General features: G+C 49.7%; 19 protein-coding genes. 14 read left to right on the top strand and 5 right to left on the bottom strand.

What is annotated here, in order from left to right; translation table 11 throughout:
* Positions 1 to 305 precede the first annotated feature (305 nt).
* The 11 genes from iolD (at position 306) to PCH02S_RS03775 (ending at position 12,308) form a co-directional block, all read left to right on the top strand.
* On the top strand, positions 306 to 2,171 hold the full coding sequence (gene iolD, locus PCH02S_RS03820; protein WP_127450233.1) for a 3D-(3,5/4)-trihydroxycyclohexane-1,2-dione acylhydrolase (decyclizing): 1,866 nt from the start codon (positions 306 to 308) through the stop codon (positions 2,169 to 2,171).
* 18 nt (positions 2,172 to 2,189) lie between these two features.
* On the top strand, positions 2,190 to 3,098 hold the full coding sequence (gene iolE / locus PCH02S_RS03815; RefSeq protein WP_127450232.1) for a myo-inosose-2 dehydratase: 909 nt from the start codon (positions 2,190 to 2,192) through the stop codon (positions 3,096 to 3,098).
* A gap of 7 nt (positions 3,099 to 3,105) precedes the next feature.
* Positions 3,106 to 4,116 (top strand): 5-dehydro-2-deoxygluconokinase, encoded by a 1,011-nt coding sequence (gene iolC / locus PCH02S_RS03810; protein ID WP_127450230.1) that lies wholly within the window; start codon positions 3,106 to 3,108, stop codon positions 4,114 to 4,116.
* 42 nt (positions 4,117 to 4,158) lie between these two features.
* Entirely contained in the window at positions 4,159 to 5,604 is a 1,446-nt protein-coding gene (locus tag PCH02S_RS03805) for a CoA-acylating methylmalonate-semialdehyde dehydrogenase (protein ID WP_127450228.1), read from the top strand.
* 43 nt (positions 5,605 to 5,647) lie between these two features.
* Positions 5,648 to 6,526 (top strand): class II fructose-1,6-bisphosphate aldolase, encoded by an 879-nt coding sequence (gene fba / locus PCH02S_RS03800; protein ID WP_127450226.1) that lies wholly within the window; start codon positions 5,648 to 5,650, stop codon positions 6,524 to 6,526.
* Entirely contained in the window at positions 6,523 to 7,566 is a 1,044-nt protein-coding gene (gene iolG / locus PCH02S_RS03795) for an inositol 2-dehydrogenase (protein ID WP_127450225.1), read from the top strand. Before fba ends, iolG begins: the two co-directional genes overlap by 4 nt.
* Positions 7,567 to 7,589: 23 nt before the next feature.
* Positions 7,590 to 8,408 carry a 5-deoxy-glucuronate isomerase gene (gene iolB, locus PCH02S_RS03790; protein ID WP_127450223.1) on the top strand — a complete coding sequence of 273 codons (819 nt, stop codon included), beginning with the start codon at positions 7,590 to 7,592 and terminating at the stop codon, positions 8,406 to 8,408.
* 83 nt (positions 8,409 to 8,491) lie between these two features.
* The gene (locus tag PCH02S_RS03785) at positions 8,492 to 9,502 is read left to right on the top strand and encodes a LacI family DNA-binding transcriptional regulator (RefSeq protein WP_127450221.1); all 1,011 of its coding nucleotides are present in this window, start codon (positions 8,492 to 8,494) and stop codon (positions 9,500 to 9,502) included.
* Positions 9,503 to 9,618: 116 nt separating this feature from the next.
* A complete protein-coding gene (locus PCH02S_RS03780; protein ID WP_127450220.1) occupies positions 9,619 to 10,602 on the top strand; it encodes a formylglycine-generating enzyme family protein in 984 nt (327 codons plus the stop codon).
* 34 nt (positions 10,603 to 10,636) lie between these two features.
* Complete coding sequence (locus PCH02S_RS35555; protein ID WP_157322049.1) at positions 10,637 to 10,807, top strand: hypothetical protein; 171 nt, start codon at positions 10,637 to 10,639, stop codon at positions 10,805 to 10,807.
* Between the two features lie 349 nt (positions 10,808 to 11,156).
* Positions 11,157 to 12,308 (top strand): Gfo/Idh/MocA family protein, encoded by a 1,152-nt coding sequence (locus PCH02S_RS03775; protein ID WP_127450218.1) that lies wholly within the window; start codon positions 11,157 to 11,159, stop codon positions 12,306 to 12,308.
* Positions 12,309 to 12,345: 37 nt separating this feature from the next.
* Here the strand turns inward: PCH02S_RS03775 and PCH02S_RS03770 are convergent, their stop codons facing one another.
* The 5 genes from PCH02S_RS03770 to PCH02S_RS03755 all read right to left on the bottom strand — a co-directional run bounded on the left by PCH02S_RS03770 (position 12,346) and on the right by PCH02S_RS03755 (position 15,457).
* Positions 12,346 to 13,221 carry a helix-turn-helix transcriptional regulator gene (locus tag PCH02S_RS03770; protein WP_127450216.1) on the bottom strand — a complete coding sequence of 292 codons (876 nt, stop codon included), beginning with the start codon at positions 13,219 to 13,221 and terminating at the stop codon, positions 12,346 to 12,348.
* A gap of 89 nt (positions 13,222 to 13,310) precedes the next feature.
* Positions 13,311 to 14,060 (bottom strand): hypothetical protein, encoded by a 750-nt coding sequence (locus tag PCH02S_RS03765; protein WP_127450214.1) that lies wholly within the window; start codon positions 14,058 to 14,060, stop codon positions 13,311 to 13,313.
* Between the two features lie 41 nt (positions 14,061 to 14,101).
* On the bottom strand, positions 14,102 to 14,278 hold the full coding sequence (locus PCH02S_RS35550) for a hypothetical protein (RefSeq protein ID WP_164819425.1): 177 nt from the start codon (positions 14,276 to 14,278) through the stop codon (positions 14,102 to 14,104).
* 157 nt (positions 14,279 to 14,435) lie between these two features.
* On the bottom strand, positions 14,436 to 14,768 hold the full coding sequence (locus PCH02S_RS03760) for an S-Ena type endospore appendage (protein ID WP_127450213.1): 333 nt from the start codon (positions 14,766 to 14,768) through the stop codon (positions 14,436 to 14,438).
* Positions 14,769 to 14,899: 131 nt separating this feature from the next.
* Positions 14,900 to 15,457: an S-Ena type endospore appendage gene (locus PCH02S_RS03755; protein WP_127450211.1), complete on the bottom strand. Its 558-nt coding sequence runs from the start codon at positions 15,455 to 15,457 to the stop codon at positions 14,900 to 14,902.
* 221 nt (positions 15,458 to 15,678) lie between these two features.
* Between PCH02S_RS03755 and PCH02S_RS03750 the strand changes: the two genes are divergently transcribed.
* The 3 genes from PCH02S_RS03750 to trhA all read left to right on the top strand — a co-directional run bounded on the left by PCH02S_RS03750 (position 15,679) and on the right by trhA (position 18,159).
* A complete protein-coding gene (locus tag PCH02S_RS03750) occupies positions 15,679 to 16,773 on the top strand; it encodes a glycosyltransferase (protein WP_127450209.1) in 1,095 nt (364 codons plus the stop codon).
* On the top strand, positions 16,770 to 17,402 hold the full coding sequence (locus PCH02S_RS03745; RefSeq protein ID WP_127450208.1) for a glycerol-3-phosphate acyltransferase: 633 nt from the start codon (positions 16,770 to 16,772) through the stop codon (positions 17,400 to 17,402). Before PCH02S_RS03750 ends, PCH02S_RS03745 begins: the two co-directional genes overlap by 4 nt.
* 112 nt (positions 17,403 to 17,514) lie before the next feature.
* Positions 17,515 to 18,159 carry a PAQR family membrane homeostasis protein TrhA gene (gene trhA, locus PCH02S_RS03740; RefSeq protein WP_127450206.1) on the top strand — a complete coding sequence of 215 codons (645 nt, stop codon included), beginning with the start codon at positions 17,515 to 17,517 and terminating at the stop codon, positions 18,157 to 18,159.
* Positions 18,160 to 18,173: the final 14 nt, after the last annotated feature.

Genomic DNA, 18,173 nt, shown 5'->3' with positions numbered 1-18,173 from the left:
CCGACCTACCCACCCGCAGCTAGTTGCAAGGAATGAAAAAGTAGAATGTTCCTGAACCTTTTATCGGAAATGAACTTCATCATCGCTTCTCCATAGCTTGAATATATATGTAAAAACTTATTTTCTCATGGAGACAATTAGACTTTTTTTAGCTGTAAAAATGACGTTGGAAAATAATTGTTGAAGCATTTGAAATCCTGTAGTAATATCAAATTAAGCGCTTAACCTCGATGAGGATTAAGTGCTTAAAACAGGAGAGATTAAGCGCTTAATCCCTCGGGATAGCAAAGGAGATCGAGATACCCATGAGCACAATCCGTTTAACGATGGCACAGGCTTTGCTTCGATTCTTGGACAGTCAGTACATATCGGTTGATGGTAGAGAGCAGAAGTTTGTTGAAGGTGTTTTCGGTATTTTTGGGCATGGCAACGTGACGGGCATCGGCGAAGCGTTGGAACGAAGCGCGGGCAGTCTTACTTATCGGCAAGGTAAAAATGAACAAGGCATGGTACATTCTGCAATCGCTTTCGCCAAACAGCGGAATCGGCAGCAAATCTATGCCTGCACGAGCTCGATCGGCCCGGGTGCGTTGAATATGGTCACAGCCGCAGCAACAGCGACGGTTAACCGCATTCCGGTGCTGCTGCTGCCCGGAGACAACTTTGCCTCCAGACAGCCAGACCCCGTGCTGCAGCAATTGGAATCTATTCAGGATTACACCATATCGGCTACGGATGCTTTCAAAACAGTAAGCAAATATTGGGACCGGATCGTCAGACCGGAACAATTGATGACAGCTGCCGTTCAGGCTATCCGTGTTTTAACAGATCCGGCTGAGACCGGAGCAGTCACTTTGGCTCTGCCGCAGGATGTACAGGCGGAGGCCTATGATTATCCTTTAGCTTTCTTTGATAAGAAAGTCCATTATATCGATCGTCGGCCAGCCGCAGAGGGCGCGATCAAACGTGCAGCGGAGCTGCTGAAAGGCAAGCGCAAGCCGCTCATCATCGCCGGCGGAGGCGTGCTGTACGCTTCCGCTTCGCAGGAGCTTGCTGCGTTCGCCGAAGCTTTCGGCATTCCCGTAGCCGAAACGCAAGCCGGCAAAAGCGCGCTGCCTTGGAACCATCCGCTGCAGGTCGGTGCAATCGGCGTCACAGGGTCGCTGGCAGCCAACCGGCTCGCGCAAGAGGCGGACGTCATTATCGGCGTCGGAACGCGATATTCCGATTTTACAACATCGTCGAAATCGGCTTTTACGCATCCTGACGTGCAGTTCGTCAACATTAATGTCAGCGGATTTGATGCGGCGAAGTTAAATGGCGTGGGGATTACCGCAGATGCGAGAGAAGGTCTTATCGCCTTGAAGGAAGCGCTTACACAGTTTGCTTATAGAACCGCATACGAAAGCGGGGAAATTGACGGGCTCAGACAGCAATGGATAGCTGAAGTGGACCGCTTATACGCAGCTGAGCATGAGGCTGGACTGGCACAAACGCGTGCATTGGGTGTCATTAACGCGGCAATTGACCCATCCTCGGTGATCGTTTGTGCGGCAGGCAGCCTGCCGGGTGATTTGCATCGATTGTGGCGGCCGGTGGAGCCCAAAACCTATCACATGGAGTATGGCTTCTCCTGTATGGGGTACGAAATTGCCGGAGCCTTCGGGGCTGCCCTGGCAGAACCTGAACGTGACGTATACGCCATGGTAGGCGACGGCAGTTACCTGATGATGCATTCCGAGATGGTCACCAGCTTGCAAGAAGGACGCAAAATTACGGTTTTGCTATTTGACAACCACGGCTTTCAATGTATTCATAACCTTCAAAGAAGCCAAGGCAGTGATGGTTTCGGTAACGAATTCCGCTACCGCACCGAAGCAACAGGCGGTTTGACGGGTGCCTATATGCCTATTGATTTTGCCGCGCATGCTCGCAGTTTGGGGGCTAAGGCTTATAAGGCAAATACGGCTGAGGAGCTTCAGACAGCGCTGCAGCAGGCCAAACAGGAGAGTGTAACTACACTCATTGAAATTTCTGTTGTTCCAGGCACGAATACCGATGGGTATGAATCCTGGTGGAATGTGGGCGTACCAGAGGTTTCCGTCTCAAGCAAGGTGGTTCAAGCGCACGAAAACATGAAGGCCCGCATTCAGGCGGTCACGATTATTTAGCGAGAGGGGATACGCTGCATGGGAAAACAACCTTTTAAACTTGGCATACATCCAATTAACTGGGTTGGCGAAGATGTGAAAGAGCACGGCGCTGATACTACATTTGAGCAAATTGTTGACGACATCCAGGCTTTAGGGTTGACGGGAACCGAGATGGGACGGAAATATCCGACAGATCCGACCGTTCTAAAGGCTGAGCTTGCGAAGCGCGGCATTCAGCTGACATCGCAGTGGAAATCGGTGCTTTTTTCCGACCCGGCTTACCGCGAGGCGGAACTTGAAGCGTACCGCAAACATGTGGAGTTTCTTCATGAGATGGGAAGCACCGTCATCTCCACGTGCGAAGTGGGAGGTTCCCTGCACTTTGATCCGCGGCGTACGCCTAACGAGAAGGAAGTGCTGCGTTTCGATGAAGCAGCCTGGCATTCGCTGGCAGAAGGTCTGAATGCAGCCGGAGCCATCGCTCAGGAGTACGGTCTCAAACTGACGTATCATCATCACGGTGGAACGGCTGTCGAACAGCCGGAAGAAATCGATCGCTTAATGGAGCTGACCGATCCGAATCTGGTGTATTTATTGTTTGATACAGGCCACGCGTATTATGGCGGAGCCGACCCGCTTGCAGTTTTGCGTAAGCATTACGATCGTATCGCATATATTCATTTAAAGGACATTCGGCAAGAAATACTCGACCAAGCTCGCGCGTCGAACGCCGATTTCGTGACTTGCATTCGGCAAGGCGTGTTCACGGTACCGGGTGACGGATGTCTGGATTTTGCCCCGATTTTCAGGGAGCTGCTAGAGCGCAACTACAGTGGTTGGGCGATGCTCGAAGGCGAGCAAGATCCCGCTGAACATCCAGCATACGAATACGCGAAGAAATCACTTGATTTTATCCAAACGTTCATATCCCAAGAAAGCAGGTAGAGAAGCCATGACTTATGTATCTTTTCCGACGAATAAGCCGCTTGATTTTGTAGCTATTGGACGCTTGTGCATCGATTTGAATGCGAATGAAATTCATCGCCCCATGGAAGAAACGATGACGTTTACGAAATATGTCGGCGGATCGCCTGCGAATATCACGATTGGAATGTCGCGTTTAGGTCTGAATACGGCTTTCATCGGGAAAGTGGCCAACGATCAAATGGGCCGATTTATTACCGATTATTTACAGCGCAACAAGATTGACACCGCCGGTGTTGTAACGGATACAACCGGAGCGGTGACGGGGCTTGCTTTTACAGAGATTAAAAGTCCTACCGATTGCAGCATTCTGATGTACCGTGACAACGCAGCCGACCTGAAATTGACGCCTAACGAGGTGCAAGAAGAGCTGATCGGCCAGGCTAAAGTGCTGCTAATTTCCGGGACGGCGCTTGCCAAAAGCCCATCGCGAGAAGCCGTATTCCAGGCATTGAATTATGCGAAAAAGCACGGCGCCGTCATCGTTTTCGATCTGGATTATCGCCCTTATACATGGACATCACCGGAAGAAACGGCGGTTTATTACAATCTTGCCGCTGAAAAATGCGACATCATCCTCGGAACGCGTGAAGAGTTCGATATGATGGAATGCTTCGAAAATAATGAGTCCTCCGACGATAAAGTTACGGCTTCCAAGTGGTTTAACCATTCGGCGAAAATCGTCATCATCAAGCATGGGAAAGAAGGCTCCATCGCTTATACACAGGATGATGAGGGGCACCGGGCGAAAAGCTTCCCGGCCAAAGTCGTCAAAACCTTCGGGGCGGGTGATTCCTATGCTGCAGGATTCCTGTATGGCGTTATGCAAGGCTGGACGCTTGAGAAAAGCATGGAATTCGGAAGCGCTGCCGCATGTATCGTTATTTCCAGCCATAGCTGCTCGGATGCGATGCCTACCGTTAATCAAGTAGAAGATTATATTGAGCGCTGCAATCGCAATGAAATTACTGCCTCATAGGCGATATTTAGATACCAGGCAATTTTGAAAGGGGAAACCACAATGACACAAGTATTGAAAAACTTGATTGGCGGAGCATGGGTAGAATCCGCTGCAACGCAGAACGAAGCCGTGATGAATCCGGCAACCGAAGAAATCATTGCTTATGTGCCGTTTTCAACAAAAGAGGATGTAAATCAAGCTGTTCAAGCGGCAAACGCTGCTTTTAAAACATGGAGCGCTACACCTGTTCCGCGCAGAGCCCGCGTTCTTTTCAAGTACCAGCAGCTCCTGGTTGATCATTGGGAAGAGCTGGCGCGCCTCGTAACCAAAGAAAACGGCAAAAGCTACACGGAAGCTTACGGTGAAGTGCTTCGCGGGATCGAATGCGTCGAGTTCGCAGCGGGTGCGCCGAATCTGATGATGGGCAAGCAGCTTCCGGATATCGCAACGGGGCTCGAGTCCGGCATGTATCGCTATCCGGTTGGCGTTGTTGGCGGCATCACGCCTTTCAACTTCCCGATGATGGTGCCTTGCTGGATGTTCCCGCTGGCGATTGCTTGCGGCAATACGTTTGTTTTGAAGCCGTCCGAGCGGACGCCGCTGCTGGCTAATCGTCTGGCTGAGCTATTTATGGAAGCCGGCTTGCCGGAAGGTGTGCTCAACATCGTTCATGGCGCGCATGATGTGGTGAACGGCATTTTGGAGCATAAAGACATTAAGGCGGTTTCGTTCGTAGGGTCACAGCCTGTTGCAGAATATGTGTATAAAACGGCTTCCGCGCACGGGAAACGCGTGCAGGCGCTGGCTGGCGCCAAAAACCATTCCATCGTCCTGCCGGATGCGAATTTGGACCTAGCGGTGAAAGAAATTATTAATGCTTCCTTCGGTTCTGCCGGCGAGCGTTGTATGGCTTGTTCGGTAGTTGTCGCTGTGGGAGATGTAGGCGATAAGCTCGTAGAGAAGCTAGTGGAAGCTGCGGATAAAATTACGATCGGCAACGGCAACGAAGAAGGCATCTTCCTTGGTCCTGTCATTCGCGGGCCGCATAAGGAGCGCACACTGCAATATATTCAGACCGGAGAGCAAGAGGGAGCTTTGCTGCTGCGCGATGGACGTAAAGATGCGGCTGCGGGCGGTGAAGGCTATTTCGTTGGACCAACGATTTTTGACAACGTGCAATGTGATATGAAAATTTGGAAAGACGAAATTTTTGCTCCTGTGCTTTCTATTGTGCGGGTAGACTCTCTGGAAGAAGCGATTGATTTGGCCAATCGTTCGGATTTTGCGAATGGCGCTTGTATCTTCACCGATAGCGGAAGCGCTGTAAGACAATTCCGGGATACGATTGATGCCGGCATGCTTGGTGTCAACCTTGGCGTACCTGCGCCAATGGCGTTCTTCCCTTTCTCGGGATGGAAGAAATCTTTCTACGGAGATCTGCATGCGAACGGCACGGATGGCGTTGAATTTTATACACGGAAGAAAATGGTGACCGCACGCTGGTAATGTAAGAAGAAAACGTGATGGAGACAGAGAAGGAGTGGAAGGTATGGCGCTGGTTTCGATGAAAGACATGCTGCAAAAGGCCCTTGAAGAACAGTATGCCGTTGGACAGTTTAATTTGAACAACCTGGAATTTACTCAGGCAATTCTGCAAGCGGCCCAGGAAGAGAAGGCACCCGTCATTCTCGGTGTCAGCGAGCCTTATATTCCTTACATGGGCGGGCTTCCCTGCATTGTAGGAATGGTCAATGCGCTCATCGAGCATTACGGAATTACGGTGCCGGTTGCTCTTCACCTGGATCATGGCACAACGTATGAGGTGTGTGTACGGGCCATTCATGCCGGGTTTACCTCTGTGATGATCGATGCTTCACACCACACTTTGGAGGCGAACATTGAAGTGACGCAGCGGGTCACTCAGATGGCTCATGTCCTTGGGGCAACCGTTGAAGCAGAGCTTGGAAGAATCACGGGACGTGAGGACGACTTGGTAGTGGACGAAGCCGAGGGGATGTATGCCGTGCCGGAGGATTGCGTCAAGCTGGTGTACGAGACCGGGATTGACTGCTTGGCACCTGCGTTAGGTTCCGTGCATGGGCCCTACAGGGGGCAGCCGAAATTAGGCTTTGACCGCATGGGCGAAATTCAGCGAATCACGGGCTTGCCGCTTGTTCTGCACGGCGGCAGCGGCCTGCCGGAGAGCGAAATTCGGCAAGCGATTGCTTTGGGGACTTCTAAAATCAATGTCAATACAGATAACCAATCGGCCTGTACAGCAGCGATTCGCAGCTATTTGCAAGAGCATCCGGAAGCTTACGATCCGCGCAATTATTTGATCCCGGCGCGGGAAGCGATCAAGGCTTCTGTGAAGGCGAAAATTCGTTTGTTTGGCAGCGATGGAAAAGCGGGAGGACATGCACAATGAAGAAGATCAGAGTTGGCATCATCGGAGCGGGACGAATCGGAAAAATCCATACCGATAATCTGTTGAAACTGCCGCAAGTAGAAGTTGTTGCGGTGAGTGATTTATTTGCCGGAGAGGAGCTTACAGCTTGGGCAGCGGAAAGAGGCATCGACCAAGTCGTACAGGATAGCCAGGTGCTAATCGCCAATCCCGACATTGACGCTGTGTTTATTTGCTCGTCAACGGATACGCACGTACCTTTGATTAAGCAAGCGGCGAAAGCCGGCAAACACATTTTCTGCGAGAAGCCGGTTTCCATGGACATTACGCAAACGGAAGAAGCGCTGGAAGTGGTGCGTCAAGCCGGCGTTCAGCTGCAAATCGGATTTAACCGCCGGTTCGATCATAACTTTAAACGTGTGCGCGAGCACGTGCAGAACGGAACGATCGGAGATCCTCACATCGTGAAAATTACATCGCGCGATCCGAATCCTCCGCATCCGGATTACATCAAAGTGTCCGGCGGCATTTTCATGGATATGATGATCCACGACTTTGATATGGCCAGGTTCGTAACCGGCAGCGAAGTGGAAGAGGTATATGCACAGGGGAATGTGCTGATCAATCCGGTTTTCGCTGAGCATGGCGATGTTGATACGGCGATTGTGACGCTTCGTTTCGCAAACGGTGCGCTTGGCGTCATCGATAACAGCCGCCAGGCTGTGTACGGTTACGATCAGCGAGTGGAAGTATTCGGTTCCAAAGGCAGTGTCGCTGTGACCAATGATCACCCGAATACGGCGGAGATTTCCACAGCCGAAGGCATTATGCGGGATAAACCGCTGCATTTCTTCTTGGAACGCTACAATGCAGCGTATATCCTTGAGACACAAATGTTCATCGATAGCCTTGTGAAGGGCCATGCCCTCCCGGTTGAAGGCTTTGACGGGCTGCAAGCAGAACGGATTGCGCTGGCTGCGAAATTCTCGCGAGAGCTGCAGCGTCCGGTAAAAATCAGCGAAATCAGCCAGCTGTTGTCGCAGCAGTCAGTAGCTCAATAATGCAGTAGGGAGGCAGGGATAACATGTCGGATTCCAATCTAATCGTTAAAGCCCATGAGGCAGATAAAGAGGGTGTCGTCCTTACCGTCACTCCCGAATCTGCAGGGTGGGAGTATGTAGGGTTTCAAGTCGTCAAGCTGGCGGAAGGCCAGGTTCTGCATCGTGAAACAGGCAGCCATGAAGTTTGCCTGGTCCTTTTAAGCGGGAAAGCGGACGTGTCCACCAAGCTCCAATCGTGGCAAGGAATCGGGGAACGGATGAGCGTTTTTGAGAAAATCGCCCCTTATTCCGTGTATGTGCCGAATGACGACGTGTACGAAGTTAAAGCTCTAACGGACGTGGAGTTGGCGGTTTGCGCCGCTCCCTGCTTAGGCACCTACCCGGCCCGTTTGATTGAACCGGCGCAGGTTGGCATCGAGACTCGCGGATATGGCAATATCGAGCGTCGGATTCATAATATCCTCCCCGAACAGGAGTCAGCAGACAGCTTACTCGTTGTTGAGGTTTTTACCCCGGATGGACATTGGTCCAGCTACCCGCCTCATAAGCATGACCGGGATTCACTGCCCGATGAGTCACTGCTGGAGGAGACCTATTACTTCCATGTTCAGCCTGAGCAGGGCTTCGCAATTCAACGCGTGTATACGGATGACCGATCTTTGGATGAGACGCTCGTTGTTCGTGACGGTCAAACGGTGCTGGTGCCGAGAGGTTATCATCCGGTGTGTGCGCCGCCTGGGTACGAAGTGTATTACTTGAACGTCATGGCAGGGCCAACGCGGACGTGGAAGTTCCATAATGATCCCGATCATGCTTGGCTCATGACCAAACCTCGCGAATAACGGCTGTACGACCGGGTTGCAACTTGGATGCCTTCTAAGCATAATAGAGACTAATGTGGAAGAAACAACGATGGGAGAAGCAAATGAAGGCAACCATATATGATGTAGCCCGTGAAGCCGGTGTATCGATTGCAGCCGTTTCGCAGGTAATCAACGGAAAAGGTAAAATCAGCGAGGAGCGCCGCAACGAAATTTTTCTCGTGATGGAACGGTTAAATTATCGACCGAGCGTTATTGCTGCGGCTTTGACCGGCAAAAAGACATACACTCTCGGGCTGTTGGTCCCCGATATTTCAAATCCTTTTTTTGCTGAAATCGCGCATGCGGTTGAAGATCAAGGACATAAGCTCGGTTATAGCATTGTCATTTGCTCAACGCATAACGAAGACGAGCGAATTGAGCGGTATTTAACGCTGCTGCAGCAAAAAAGCGTGGACGGCATGATCATCGGTACTGGCATGGACAATTTGGAACTTTTATCGCCCTTGGTCGATAAGTCGATTCCCATTGTTTCCATAGCCAGGGAGATGGCAAGTCCCTATGTACAAACCGTGCATGTAGGCGACTTCGAAGGAGGCAAATTAGCAGCGCAGCATTTGCTTGAGCTCGGACATACCCGGATTGCCGTGTTGGCCGAGCATCTGAAGGTCAGTTCCTCCCGGGAGCGCATTCGCGGGTTCCGTGAAGCGCTGGCGGGCGCGGGGCTCGAACTGCCGGAAGCCTCGGTGAAGTCCGGCGGCTACGATCTGCTTCGCGACGGCAAGCGCCAAACGATGGAGCTGCTCCAGCAGGAGGGGCGACCTTCGGCGCTCTTCTGCTGTAACGATCTGCTCGCCATTGGCGCGCTGCAAGCGGCCAAAGCTTTGGGTCTGCGCGTGCCGGAAGACGTATCGATCGTCGGTTTCGACGATACGATTTTGGCCTCGGTCACAGACCCGCCTTTGACCACGATCGCCCAGCCGATCGAGGCGATGGGGAAGCTGGCGGTTGATCTTGTGATCGCGCAGCTCGCGAACAAGGCGGACGCCAAGCCGGAGCAAGTGCTTAAACCGGAGCTCGTCGTGCGCAAGTCTACCGGAGCGATAAGCAAGTAAACAGGCAGGGACCAGTCGACGATTGTCGAATGGTCCTTTCTTGTTTACCTGGAAGGTGATATTCTTGTCTTATAACGTTGTTTTGGCATTCATGATAAAATGGGGGGGAGATTTTTATGGAAGCTAATAAGTCCTGTTGTTCAGCAAGTCGAGATTCAGCTACACAAGCTCACTCCGACGCTCCGACACCTGTTCAGGCTCAAGCTCAAACGGTTGACCTTAACGATCGTCAAGTTTCGGACAAGTCGGGTATGATCTATCTGGAGGGAGGCACGTTCCTGATGGGAACGGACGACCAAGAGGGTTTCCCGGCCGATGGTGAAGGACCGGTACGTGAGGTAACCATCAAGCCTTTTTACATAGATCCATGTACGGTAACCAATGCGGAATTTAAGCAATTCGTTGATCAAACGGGGTATCGCACCGAAGCGGAATCGTTTGGTTGGTCGTTTGTTTTTCATTTATTTGTCTCCGAAGCGACAGCTCAAAAGGTGAAATCCGCCGTGCAGCAAACGCCGTGGTGGTGGGTTGTCGAGGGTGCCGATTGGCAGCATCCGGAAGGACCGGACTCCCATGTGGAAGACAGATGGGATCATCCGGTCATCCACGTGTCCTATCAAGATGCGCTGGCTTATTGCAAATGGTCAGGCAAACGTCTTCCTACTGAAGCCGAATGGGAGTATGCCGCTCGAGGCGGTTTGGTGCAAAAGCGCTATCCCTGGGGCGATGAACTGAAGCCGGGAGGACAGCATAGATGCAACATTTGGCAGGGGAAATTCCCGATTAAGAATAACGCTAGCGACGGTTATGCAGGCACAGCGCCGGTTCGAGCATTCGAGCCTAATGGCTACGGATTGTATAATGTTTCGGGCAACGTTTGGGAGTGGTGCTCGGACTGGTTCAGCCCGGATTATCATGTGAAAGCCAAACGAGTGAACCCGGTTGGACCTCCGTCCGGTCAAGCCCGTGTGATGCGTGGCGGCTCCTATTTGTGCCACAAATCGTATTGCAACCGGTACCGCGTAGCTGCGCGAAGCAAAAACACACCGGACAGCTCGACAGGAAATATTGGATTCCGCTGCGCTTCGGATGCTGAATAGAGACGATGCTTCACGATAGGAGGTTCGGCTTACTGTGATCAAGTGTAGACATTGTTTCAAAATGACAGATCTTCAATTGCAGAAATGTACGCATTGCGGCGTGGTGCTCGGTTATTCCGTTGCTGAGAAATTCGATCTAATGGCTGAATCGGTTGAGCATGCACTGAAAAAGGAATTGGAAGCGAGAAGAAAGCTGAAGCATTGAAGCGTTTAAAGGAAATAGTCACATGAAAGGTCGCCTACAGGGCGGCCTTTTTTTGATTTGCATGTAGTTAGTTATAAGCGCTGATTACTCCAGTTATTTCATGCGAACAATCCATTTTTCAACCTAATAACTGGAAAATCATCCGCTAATTTCACGTGTGTATCAGTTTTCGGGCAATCATCGACGATTTAGCTGGAGCTTCCACCGTTATTTATCCATTTGTATTAAATCAGAAGGCTGTTGGCTGCTATTCAACCGCAAAATAGTCGTATTTTTGCACAAGATGTGTGCACATTTCGCAGGCGAATATTGGTAAGCTTGTACCAATAAGCTGAAGGAGGAAATAAGCATGCTCAAAGTAGCTATTATTGGTGCAGGAGCTATATCGAACGCACATATCGAAGCCTATTTGAAATTTCCGGAGCGCTGCCAAATTGTGGCGATTAGTGATATCTATGTAGACAAGGCGCAGGAACGTATTGACCAGCATGGGCTGAATGCCAAGGCTGTCAAGGATTATAAAGAATTGCTCACGGGGGAGATTGACCTCGTTTCCATTTGTACACCACCGTATACGCATGCTTCATTGGCTGTTGAATTTATGGAGGCTAACACGCATGTCATGGTGGAGAAGCCGATGGCATCTTCGCTCGAAGAGTGCGATACGATGAATGAAGTGTCGCAGCGCACAGGCAAGCTGTTGTCCGTTGTGGCTCAAAATCGGTTCAAAACGCCGATGATGAAAATGAAGTCTGTCCTGGAAAGCGGACTCATGGGGAATATTTTGCACGTGCAGGTCGATTCGTTCTGGTGGCGCGGCCATTCGTATTATGATCTCTGGTGGCGCGGCACATGGGAAAAAGAAGGCGGCGGCCCGACACTGAACCACGCCGTGCATCATATCGATGCGCTGCTGTGGATGATGGGCAGCCCGAGTGAAGTGCAGGCATTCATGAGCAATGTTGCGCATGATAATGCCGAAGTGGAGGATCTTTCGATCGGTATGCTGCGTTACGCCAACGGATCGCTCGGTCAATTGACCTCCTCTGTTGTTCATCACGGGGAGGAGCAGCAGTTGATTTTCCAAGGCGCTAAAGCACGCGTCTCCACACCTTGGAAGGTGAAAGCATCCAACTCAAAAGCGAACGGTTTCCCTGAGCCGAACCCAGCATTGGAGTCACAGCTGCAGGCTTTCTATGATGCCCTGCCAGACGTTGTGCATGAAGGCCATGCGGGCCAAATTGATAATGTGCTTACCGCCATTGAGACAGGAGCGCCTCTCTTAATTGATGGGAGCAGCGGCAGACAAACACTTGAATTAATTACAGCTATTTATAAATCGGCGAGCACTGGACAATTGGTAAAATTCCCGATCGGCCCTGAGGATGCTTTCTATACCCGTGAAGGTGTTCAGGCGAATGCAACCCATTTCTATGAGAAAAATAAGTCGATCGAGAATTTTGCAACGACTGCCATCTCGACTGGAAGCAGCTACAAATAAGAAGCAGCTACAAATAAGAAGCTGCTTGCCATGGCTGTCAGCGCTGCTTCTGCCATTGCAGGCGAAATTGATGGGGCGTGCTGCCCATACGGCTTTTAAACATTTTACAGAAGTAGGAACTGTTCGTAATCCCGATATTTTCGGCGATTTGTGCGATCGACTGCTCGGTTGAAGTTAAAAGCATAACAGCTTGCTGCATTCTGCGCGCGGTCACATAATCGGAAATGCTGCTGCCTGTACATTCCTTGAACAGATGAGAGAGATGGTAAGGGGACAGGTGGAGCTCGCTAGCCATGTGCTCAAGTCGAAGCGGTTCCGTGTAATGCCCTTCGAGCCAGCCGAGAATGCGCTCGGCCTGATGCTTATGGCGCTTGTGGCCGGAGTCGAACTGCACATCGCTTCGTTCCCATATTTGCCGCAAAGCTCGGAAAAAAGCAACGAGGAATAACGAGAATTCCTCCAGCTCGTCTTTCTTGGCTAACGTCGGAATTTTCTCTTCCAGGCTTGGAAAAAGCGAAAGCAGCGGCTCCGGCTCGCCGACATGGTAAATGCATGGCGCAGGCAGCTTGCTGGTGTGCATTTGCTTGAAAAACGTAAGCAGCTTCGGCCATCTCTCAAAATAAGATTCATAGAGATAGGGCTCGAAGTGCACAATCGAGCGGATGAAAGGCGTGTCGGGACTCACTTGGATATGGTGCAGCTGATAGGGTTGGAAAACGCAGAGCATGCCGGCGGTAACCTCATAGCTTTGTTGATCCACAATCAGCGTGCCTTGCCCTTCGTGTACAAACAAAATCTCTACGCCTTGATGAGCATGAAACGTGCCATGAAACTGTTCGTTGCCGATCGTTTGCCGGCGGTACGCAAAGTAAAGCGGGCTTTCGCTGAAGCTAAGATTCTGAATATACGTCATCTGAAGCACGTCCCTCTGCTGCCGCGGCAGCGTTAAAAGAGCTTAATCCCAGCTTGCTGAGGCTGAAGGATTAAGCTTTTTTGGTCTTCTTATTCCGCCGTTACCTTTTGCATTTTGGCAGGGTTGTTGATTTTGTAAGCTACAGGATGCTTGCTAAGCTTCTTGGCTACGATTTTGCACTCGAAGGTGACGGTATCTCCGACTTCAAGCTCCAGCTTTTTGAGCGTGTTGCTGTGACTGGACCAAGCTGTGCCGATCTCCATAGCGGGATCCGTGATGGAAACAGCCTCATAAATAATAACTTCATCATCATTATCGGAGAAGTTGTTAGGGACGGTTGTAAATTCCTGCACCGTAGCGATCATTTTAACTTTATCTTCAGGCAGCTCCAGCTTCGGCGCCTTTTCTTTTTTTGGTGCTTTTTCTTTCGGCTGCTTTGCTTTCGGAGCTTTCGCTTGTTCAGCTTCCTGCTCGACAGGAGCGGCGTTGTCTTCTACAGCAACGGGAGCTTCGGCTTCAGACTCTGCCGCGTCAGTTCCAGTCGTCTCGTCTGCAGCAGTCGTCAATCTTTGGCTGTAATTGGCCGCCTGCATCTCCTTCAGATAGGAGGGGTGAATGCAGTGCAGCTGTTTATTGTCGAATGCAATGACAGCGGTCATTTTATCTACCAGGCCAACGATGTCGCAAGACAAGTTCATGCCATTGTTTTTGTAGTAAAAGGTTTTCGTTTTGGCCGCTTTCTCAGAAAGCAAGCCCCATTCCTTACACTGCTCCAATTGTTCGGTTTCATCCTCGAAGGTTGTGTAGGTTTCGGGCTGAATGGTGAATGCATGTACCATGTTCGTGCCGCCTTTCTATGTATTTATGGTAGAAGGTTCTTTTATTGTTCTAATCGGAAGTCATCCGTTTTCTCGCCGTCTTCCCAAATTTCCACAAACAGAGCTTCGCTATTATCGAAATCAGCGGGCGTGAACGACAGCGCTTTCTCCTCGTCTGTGCCTACATAAACATTTTCCATTTCTTCGCCGTCGAAAGAGAGGATGACGTAAATTTTCATGTCAAAATGCCTCCAAATAAGTTGATATGGCTTATTATAACACAATCGTTCAAAAGTTCGCATGAGATGGCTTTTTAGGTTGACATAAAAAACAAGCTGCCTCCAGGCAACTTGTTTTTGGTCGCAGTTATCCGAAGAGATGAAGTGTATGGCGAAACTAGTAGTGAAGAGAAAGACCGTATTCTCCTGCAGCTGAAGACGTGTTATTCAGGAGAGCTACAAAACCAATGTCGCCGTAAGTTCTTGTAAATGTACTGCCCACTGGCACCGTAAATGAATCAATTGACGCTCCAATGGAGTTGCGAACGGTCACATCTACGTTCCCTCCACTTATAGCTCTCACAATAACAGAACCGCTAATTGGCAGTGGGGGAATTGCTGGAGCTGAAGAATCAATCGCGTAGACGGTTAATGACATGCCGGCAGTCAATAAAAACGTTCCGCAAATATCGTCATTGAAAGACTCCCTGTTGTTGCATAGACAAGGCATACAATCATCTCCTACGGGTCTGAGTTTTGAAAGTCATTACCTTACTATTAATGCAACAGGTTTATTATTGGTATAGATACTAACATAGCAACTTGTCTATATTCAGAAATATGTTCATATACCTACTAATTTTATGATGTACAGGTGATTTGTTCTGTTTCTTCTTTTACTAGATAAATTTCATCTTTAGGCGGGGTATCACAAATGATTTGCGGTCGAGGCTTAACGACGGTTATTTTCTTCTTAGGACGCTTACGTTTTTTTATCGTATAAAAATAATGTGCGGTGATAGAGTATTGGCCAACGCTTTTAATCTCTGCTGAACTTGAAGCGCTTATTTCCAAGCCTGCGACAGCTCCTAATGTAATGGATTTCGTTTGATTCAGCTCCGAAAGTGTAAACAAAGTGGTGTCGGAAATCCCGTCCCCTGTTGTATCTGCTTTAACCGTTAACGTACAATGCGGACTCTGGTTCCGTACCGTAATCGTTCCAAATGGCAGGCGGCGTCCTGTGTTGGCCGTCCGCCAGTATTGCACGCTTTCGCCGTTGCTTTCTTGTGAAATACTGCCGCAAATTTCATCCGTGACGAGTCGTTTTTGAAGCGGAGGTGCTTTCCTCTTTCTACAGATGAATTTTTTAGTTCGACAAATTTTGCATGATTTTCTAACACATCTTATATGACCTGGCAAAGAAACCACCTCCTATCCTATACACCAATCTATGGATAAAGCCCCGGAGATGGTTGGACGACTTGACTAATGAATACATCCATGTTTGTTTCCAGTACCTTTCGCACTGGCTTAAAATCGCGCCAAAGTTCATATACATCAATACAAGCTCGAACGCCAGAGTAGAGCAGGGAGTTACTTAGCAAACGGCTGCGGGGAATCGGATTGAGGGGGTTACTGGGATGTTGGTTGCGGTTATTTGCGTAGTCGGGTGTCTTTGCGGGTTTATACTGTTCAGGAAAAATGTGCTTCGGCCAGGTTATGTGCCAGGTGCAGATCAAGTGAAGCTGTCCGTCATTATTCCAGCTAGAAACGAAGCGTGCAATTTACCTCATCTGCTCCATGCGCTCAAAATACAAACACTGGAACCCTTTGAAATTATCGTCGTAGACGATTTTTCGGAGGATGACACGAGGGAGATCGCGGAGAGCTACGGAGTTACCGTTATCTCCAATCCCAGCCTTCCAGAGGGGTGGACCGGCAAAAATTGGGCTGTATGGAACGGCTACTTACAGTCCTCTGGGGATATGATCGTCTTTCTTGACGCCGACATTCGATTAGTGCCACGCGCACTGGAAATATTAATCATGGCCAGACAGCAAGCCGGAGGCGTCATCTCGGTCGTGCCATTTCACTATACGGTAAGTTTCGGTGAAAGGCTGGCTCTCATTTTTAACTTCTTAGGTGTGTTTGCTTTCACCTCACCCTTTGAGAAAGACAGTCCGAATAAGGGGCTGTATGGTTCCTGTATTTTAACAACTAGAGCAGATTACGAAGCCATTAAAGGTCACGAGAGCGTCAAAGGGGAAATGCTGGACGACTTGAACCTCGGAGCCGCCTTTCGCAAATCAGGTATCCAAGTGACGAATTTCATTGGTTATGGTCTCGTATCCTTCCGTATGTATGCGCAGGGGATGAAAAGTCGAATTCAAGGCTTTGGTAAAGGGGCCGCCCTTGGAACATCCAAACTGAAAGGCGGGACTATCGCGCTTATTGCCCTGTGGGTAATCGGTCTCGTTGCTTCCGAAACGTTCTTTTTATTTTTGAACACGTCCTGGTGGCTCCCTTTATTTATGGGTTATTTGATCTACATGATGCAGCTATTTTATTTTGTCAGGTATGTGGGGAAGTTTGGTGTCATCATGCCTATTTTGCATATTTTCTCAACGATATTTATGATTGTTGTCATGCTGTATTCTGTTTATCAAGTGGTGTTTCTGGGTCATGTAGCGTGGAAAGGAAGGAATGTCAAAGTAGGAAGCAGGCGGGAGCTATGACCATCGTATGGACGGCTTGCGCTTTTTTATCAGGCGCTCTGATGTTTTCTTATTGGCTTGGACTGTTGGCCAGACACAATCTCAATCACGTTGGCGATGGCAATCCAGGGGCATTAAACTTGTGGAGAGCAGCGGGGTATCGGACCGGGCTTGCGGGCATTATTCTTGACTTTTTAAAAGGGTACCTGGTGCTAGTTTGGATCCTGGGATTTAGCTTGGAGAATACGCGTATTCAAGGTCATGCATTGATTCCTGTTGCGCTGGCACCGATCGTAGGGCATGCCTTTTCGCCATTTCTGAAAGGGAGAGGCGGCAAAGCGATTGCCGTTACTTTCGGTGTTTGGAGCGCGCTGACGAAGTTTGAGGCTTCCCTTGCCTTAGCGATCATCTTGGCAGTTAGCATGGCCGTAACGAAGCTGGCGACAAGAGGAAAGTCCATTTCCTCCTCGGCGGATGGCTTACAGGTGGTATTAGGCACGCTGCTTTTAGGCGTGTATTTGTATATTGGCGGTTATGTGGGAGCCATAATGTGGGTGTGGTTGGGGAATGTTATGCTGATTGCGTATAAGCATCGAAAGGAGCTTGCCTTTTATTTGACAAAAAAGCAGCCCAAGCCAGGCGGTGAATAAATGCTGTCAGAAGACAGCCGATAAGGAAAAAGGGGTCACGACGATCTGATTACATACTAGTCCCGACTAAGGGTAAAACTAGGAAACAATCAGAAAGGAGTGACCCCTTCGCATGGATGAAAGCTTTCGTTTAAAAGAGGAACGCCTAAACGCTTTAAGCCACGGGATTGGCGCGGCGCTAAGCGCCTTCGGTCTCGTGCTGCTTCTTCAGCGAGCCGCCTTGTTTGAGGATTTTGCTTATACAATTAGCAATGCGGTTTACGGCTTATCCTTTTGCATGGTATATCTGTCCTCAACGCTCCTGCATTGCTCACGTTCGCGCAAATGGGCGGAGCGTTTCGAAATGCTGGATCATGCGGCTATTTTCATCGCCATTGCGGGTTCTTACACGCCATTTTTGATGATTACTCTTCAGGGCACGTTAGGCTACTCTATGCTGCTGCTGGTCTGGCTCCTAGCTTTGGGAGGCGTTCGCTACATCAAGTTCATCATTCGGCGATTTATTCCCTGGGGTCTGCTCCTCTACTTGCTGCTCGCCGGTTTCATGGCTTCGTTGATTGCTCCACTGCAGGAAAGGCTTCCTCTAATGGCTATTACTTGGATCGTCACCGGCGTTATTCTGTACAGTATCGGATTATTATTTTTTCTATGGCGGAAATTGCGTTATCATCATCTGGTCTGGCATGTGTTCGTTGTTGCGGGCAGCAGCTGCCATTTCATTGCCGTCTACGCGTACGTGATGCCCGCTGTACTTTAATTTACGGATGATGT

This window comes from Paenibacillus chondroitinus NBRC 15376 (assembly GCF_004000765.1).
GTDB classification, from domain to species: domain Bacteria; phylum Bacillota; class Bacilli; order Paenibacillales; family NBRC-103111; genus Paenibacillus_E; species Paenibacillus_E chondroitinus.
Note: the sequence above shows the minus strand (reverse complement) of the source record. Positions and strands in the feature narration are given on the sequence as shown.

Excerpts from the sequence above, each read along its gene's own strand:
- iolD (WP_127450233.1), top strand. The coding sequence starts at position 306 with ATGAGCACAATCCGTTTAACGATGGCACAGGCTTTGCTTCGATTCTTG.
- iolE (WP_127450232.1), top strand. The coding sequence starts at position 2,190 with ATGGGAAAACAACCTTTTAAACTTGGCATACATCCAATTAACTGGGTT.
- iolC (WP_127450230.1), top strand. The coding sequence starts at position 3,106 with ATGACTTATGTATCTTTTCCGACGAATAAGCCGCTTGATTTTGTAGCT.
- PCH02S_RS03805 (WP_127450228.1), top strand. The coding sequence starts at position 4,159 with ATGACACAAGTATTGAAAAACTTGATTGGCGGAGCATGGGTAGAATCC.
- fba (WP_127450226.1), top strand. The coding sequence starts at position 5,648 with ATGGCGCTGGTTTCGATGAAAGACATGCTGCAAAAGGCCCTTGAAGAA.
- iolG (WP_127450225.1), top strand. The coding sequence starts at position 6,523 with ATGAAGAAGATCAGAGTTGGCATCATCGGAGCGGGACGAATCGGAAAA.
- iolB (WP_127450223.1), top strand. The coding sequence starts at position 7,590 with ATGTCGGATTCCAATCTAATCGTTAAAGCCCATGAGGCAGATAAAGAG.
- PCH02S_RS03785 (WP_127450221.1), top strand. The coding sequence starts at position 8,492 with ATGAAGGCAACCATATATGATGTAGCCCGTGAAGCCGGTGTATCGATT.
- PCH02S_RS03780 (WP_127450220.1), top strand. The coding sequence starts at position 9,619 with ATGGAAGCTAATAAGTCCTGTTGTTCAGCAAGTCGAGATTCAGCTACA.
- PCH02S_RS03775 (WP_127450218.1), top strand. The coding sequence starts at position 11,157 with ATGCTCAAAGTAGCTATTATTGGTGCAGGAGCTATATCGAACGCACAT.
- PCH02S_RS03770 (WP_127450216.1), bottom strand. The coding sequence starts at position 13,221 with ATGACGTATATTCAGAATCTTAGCTTCAGCGAAAGCCCGCTTTACTTT.
- PCH02S_RS03765 (WP_127450214.1), bottom strand. The coding sequence starts at position 14,060 with ATGGTACATGCATTCACCATTCAGCCCGAAACCTACACAACCTTCGAG.
- PCH02S_RS35550 (WP_164819425.1), bottom strand. The coding sequence starts at position 14,278 with ATGAAAATTTACGTCATCCTCTCTTTCGACGGCGAAGAAATGGAAAAT.
- PCH02S_RS03760 (WP_127450213.1), bottom strand. The coding sequence starts at position 14,768 with ATGCCTTGTCTATGCAACAACAGGGAGTCTTTCAATGACGATATTTGC.
- PCH02S_RS03750 (WP_127450209.1), top strand. The coding sequence starts at position 15,679 with ATGTTGGTTGCGGTTATTTGCGTAGTCGGGTGTCTTTGCGGGTTTATA.
- PCH02S_RS03745 (WP_127450208.1), top strand. The coding sequence starts at position 16,770 with ATGACCATCGTATGGACGGCTTGCGCTTTTTTATCAGGCGCTCTGATG.
- trhA (WP_127450206.1), top strand. The coding sequence starts at position 17,515 with ATGGATGAAAGCTTTCGTTTAAAAGAGGAACGCCTAAACGCTTTAAGC.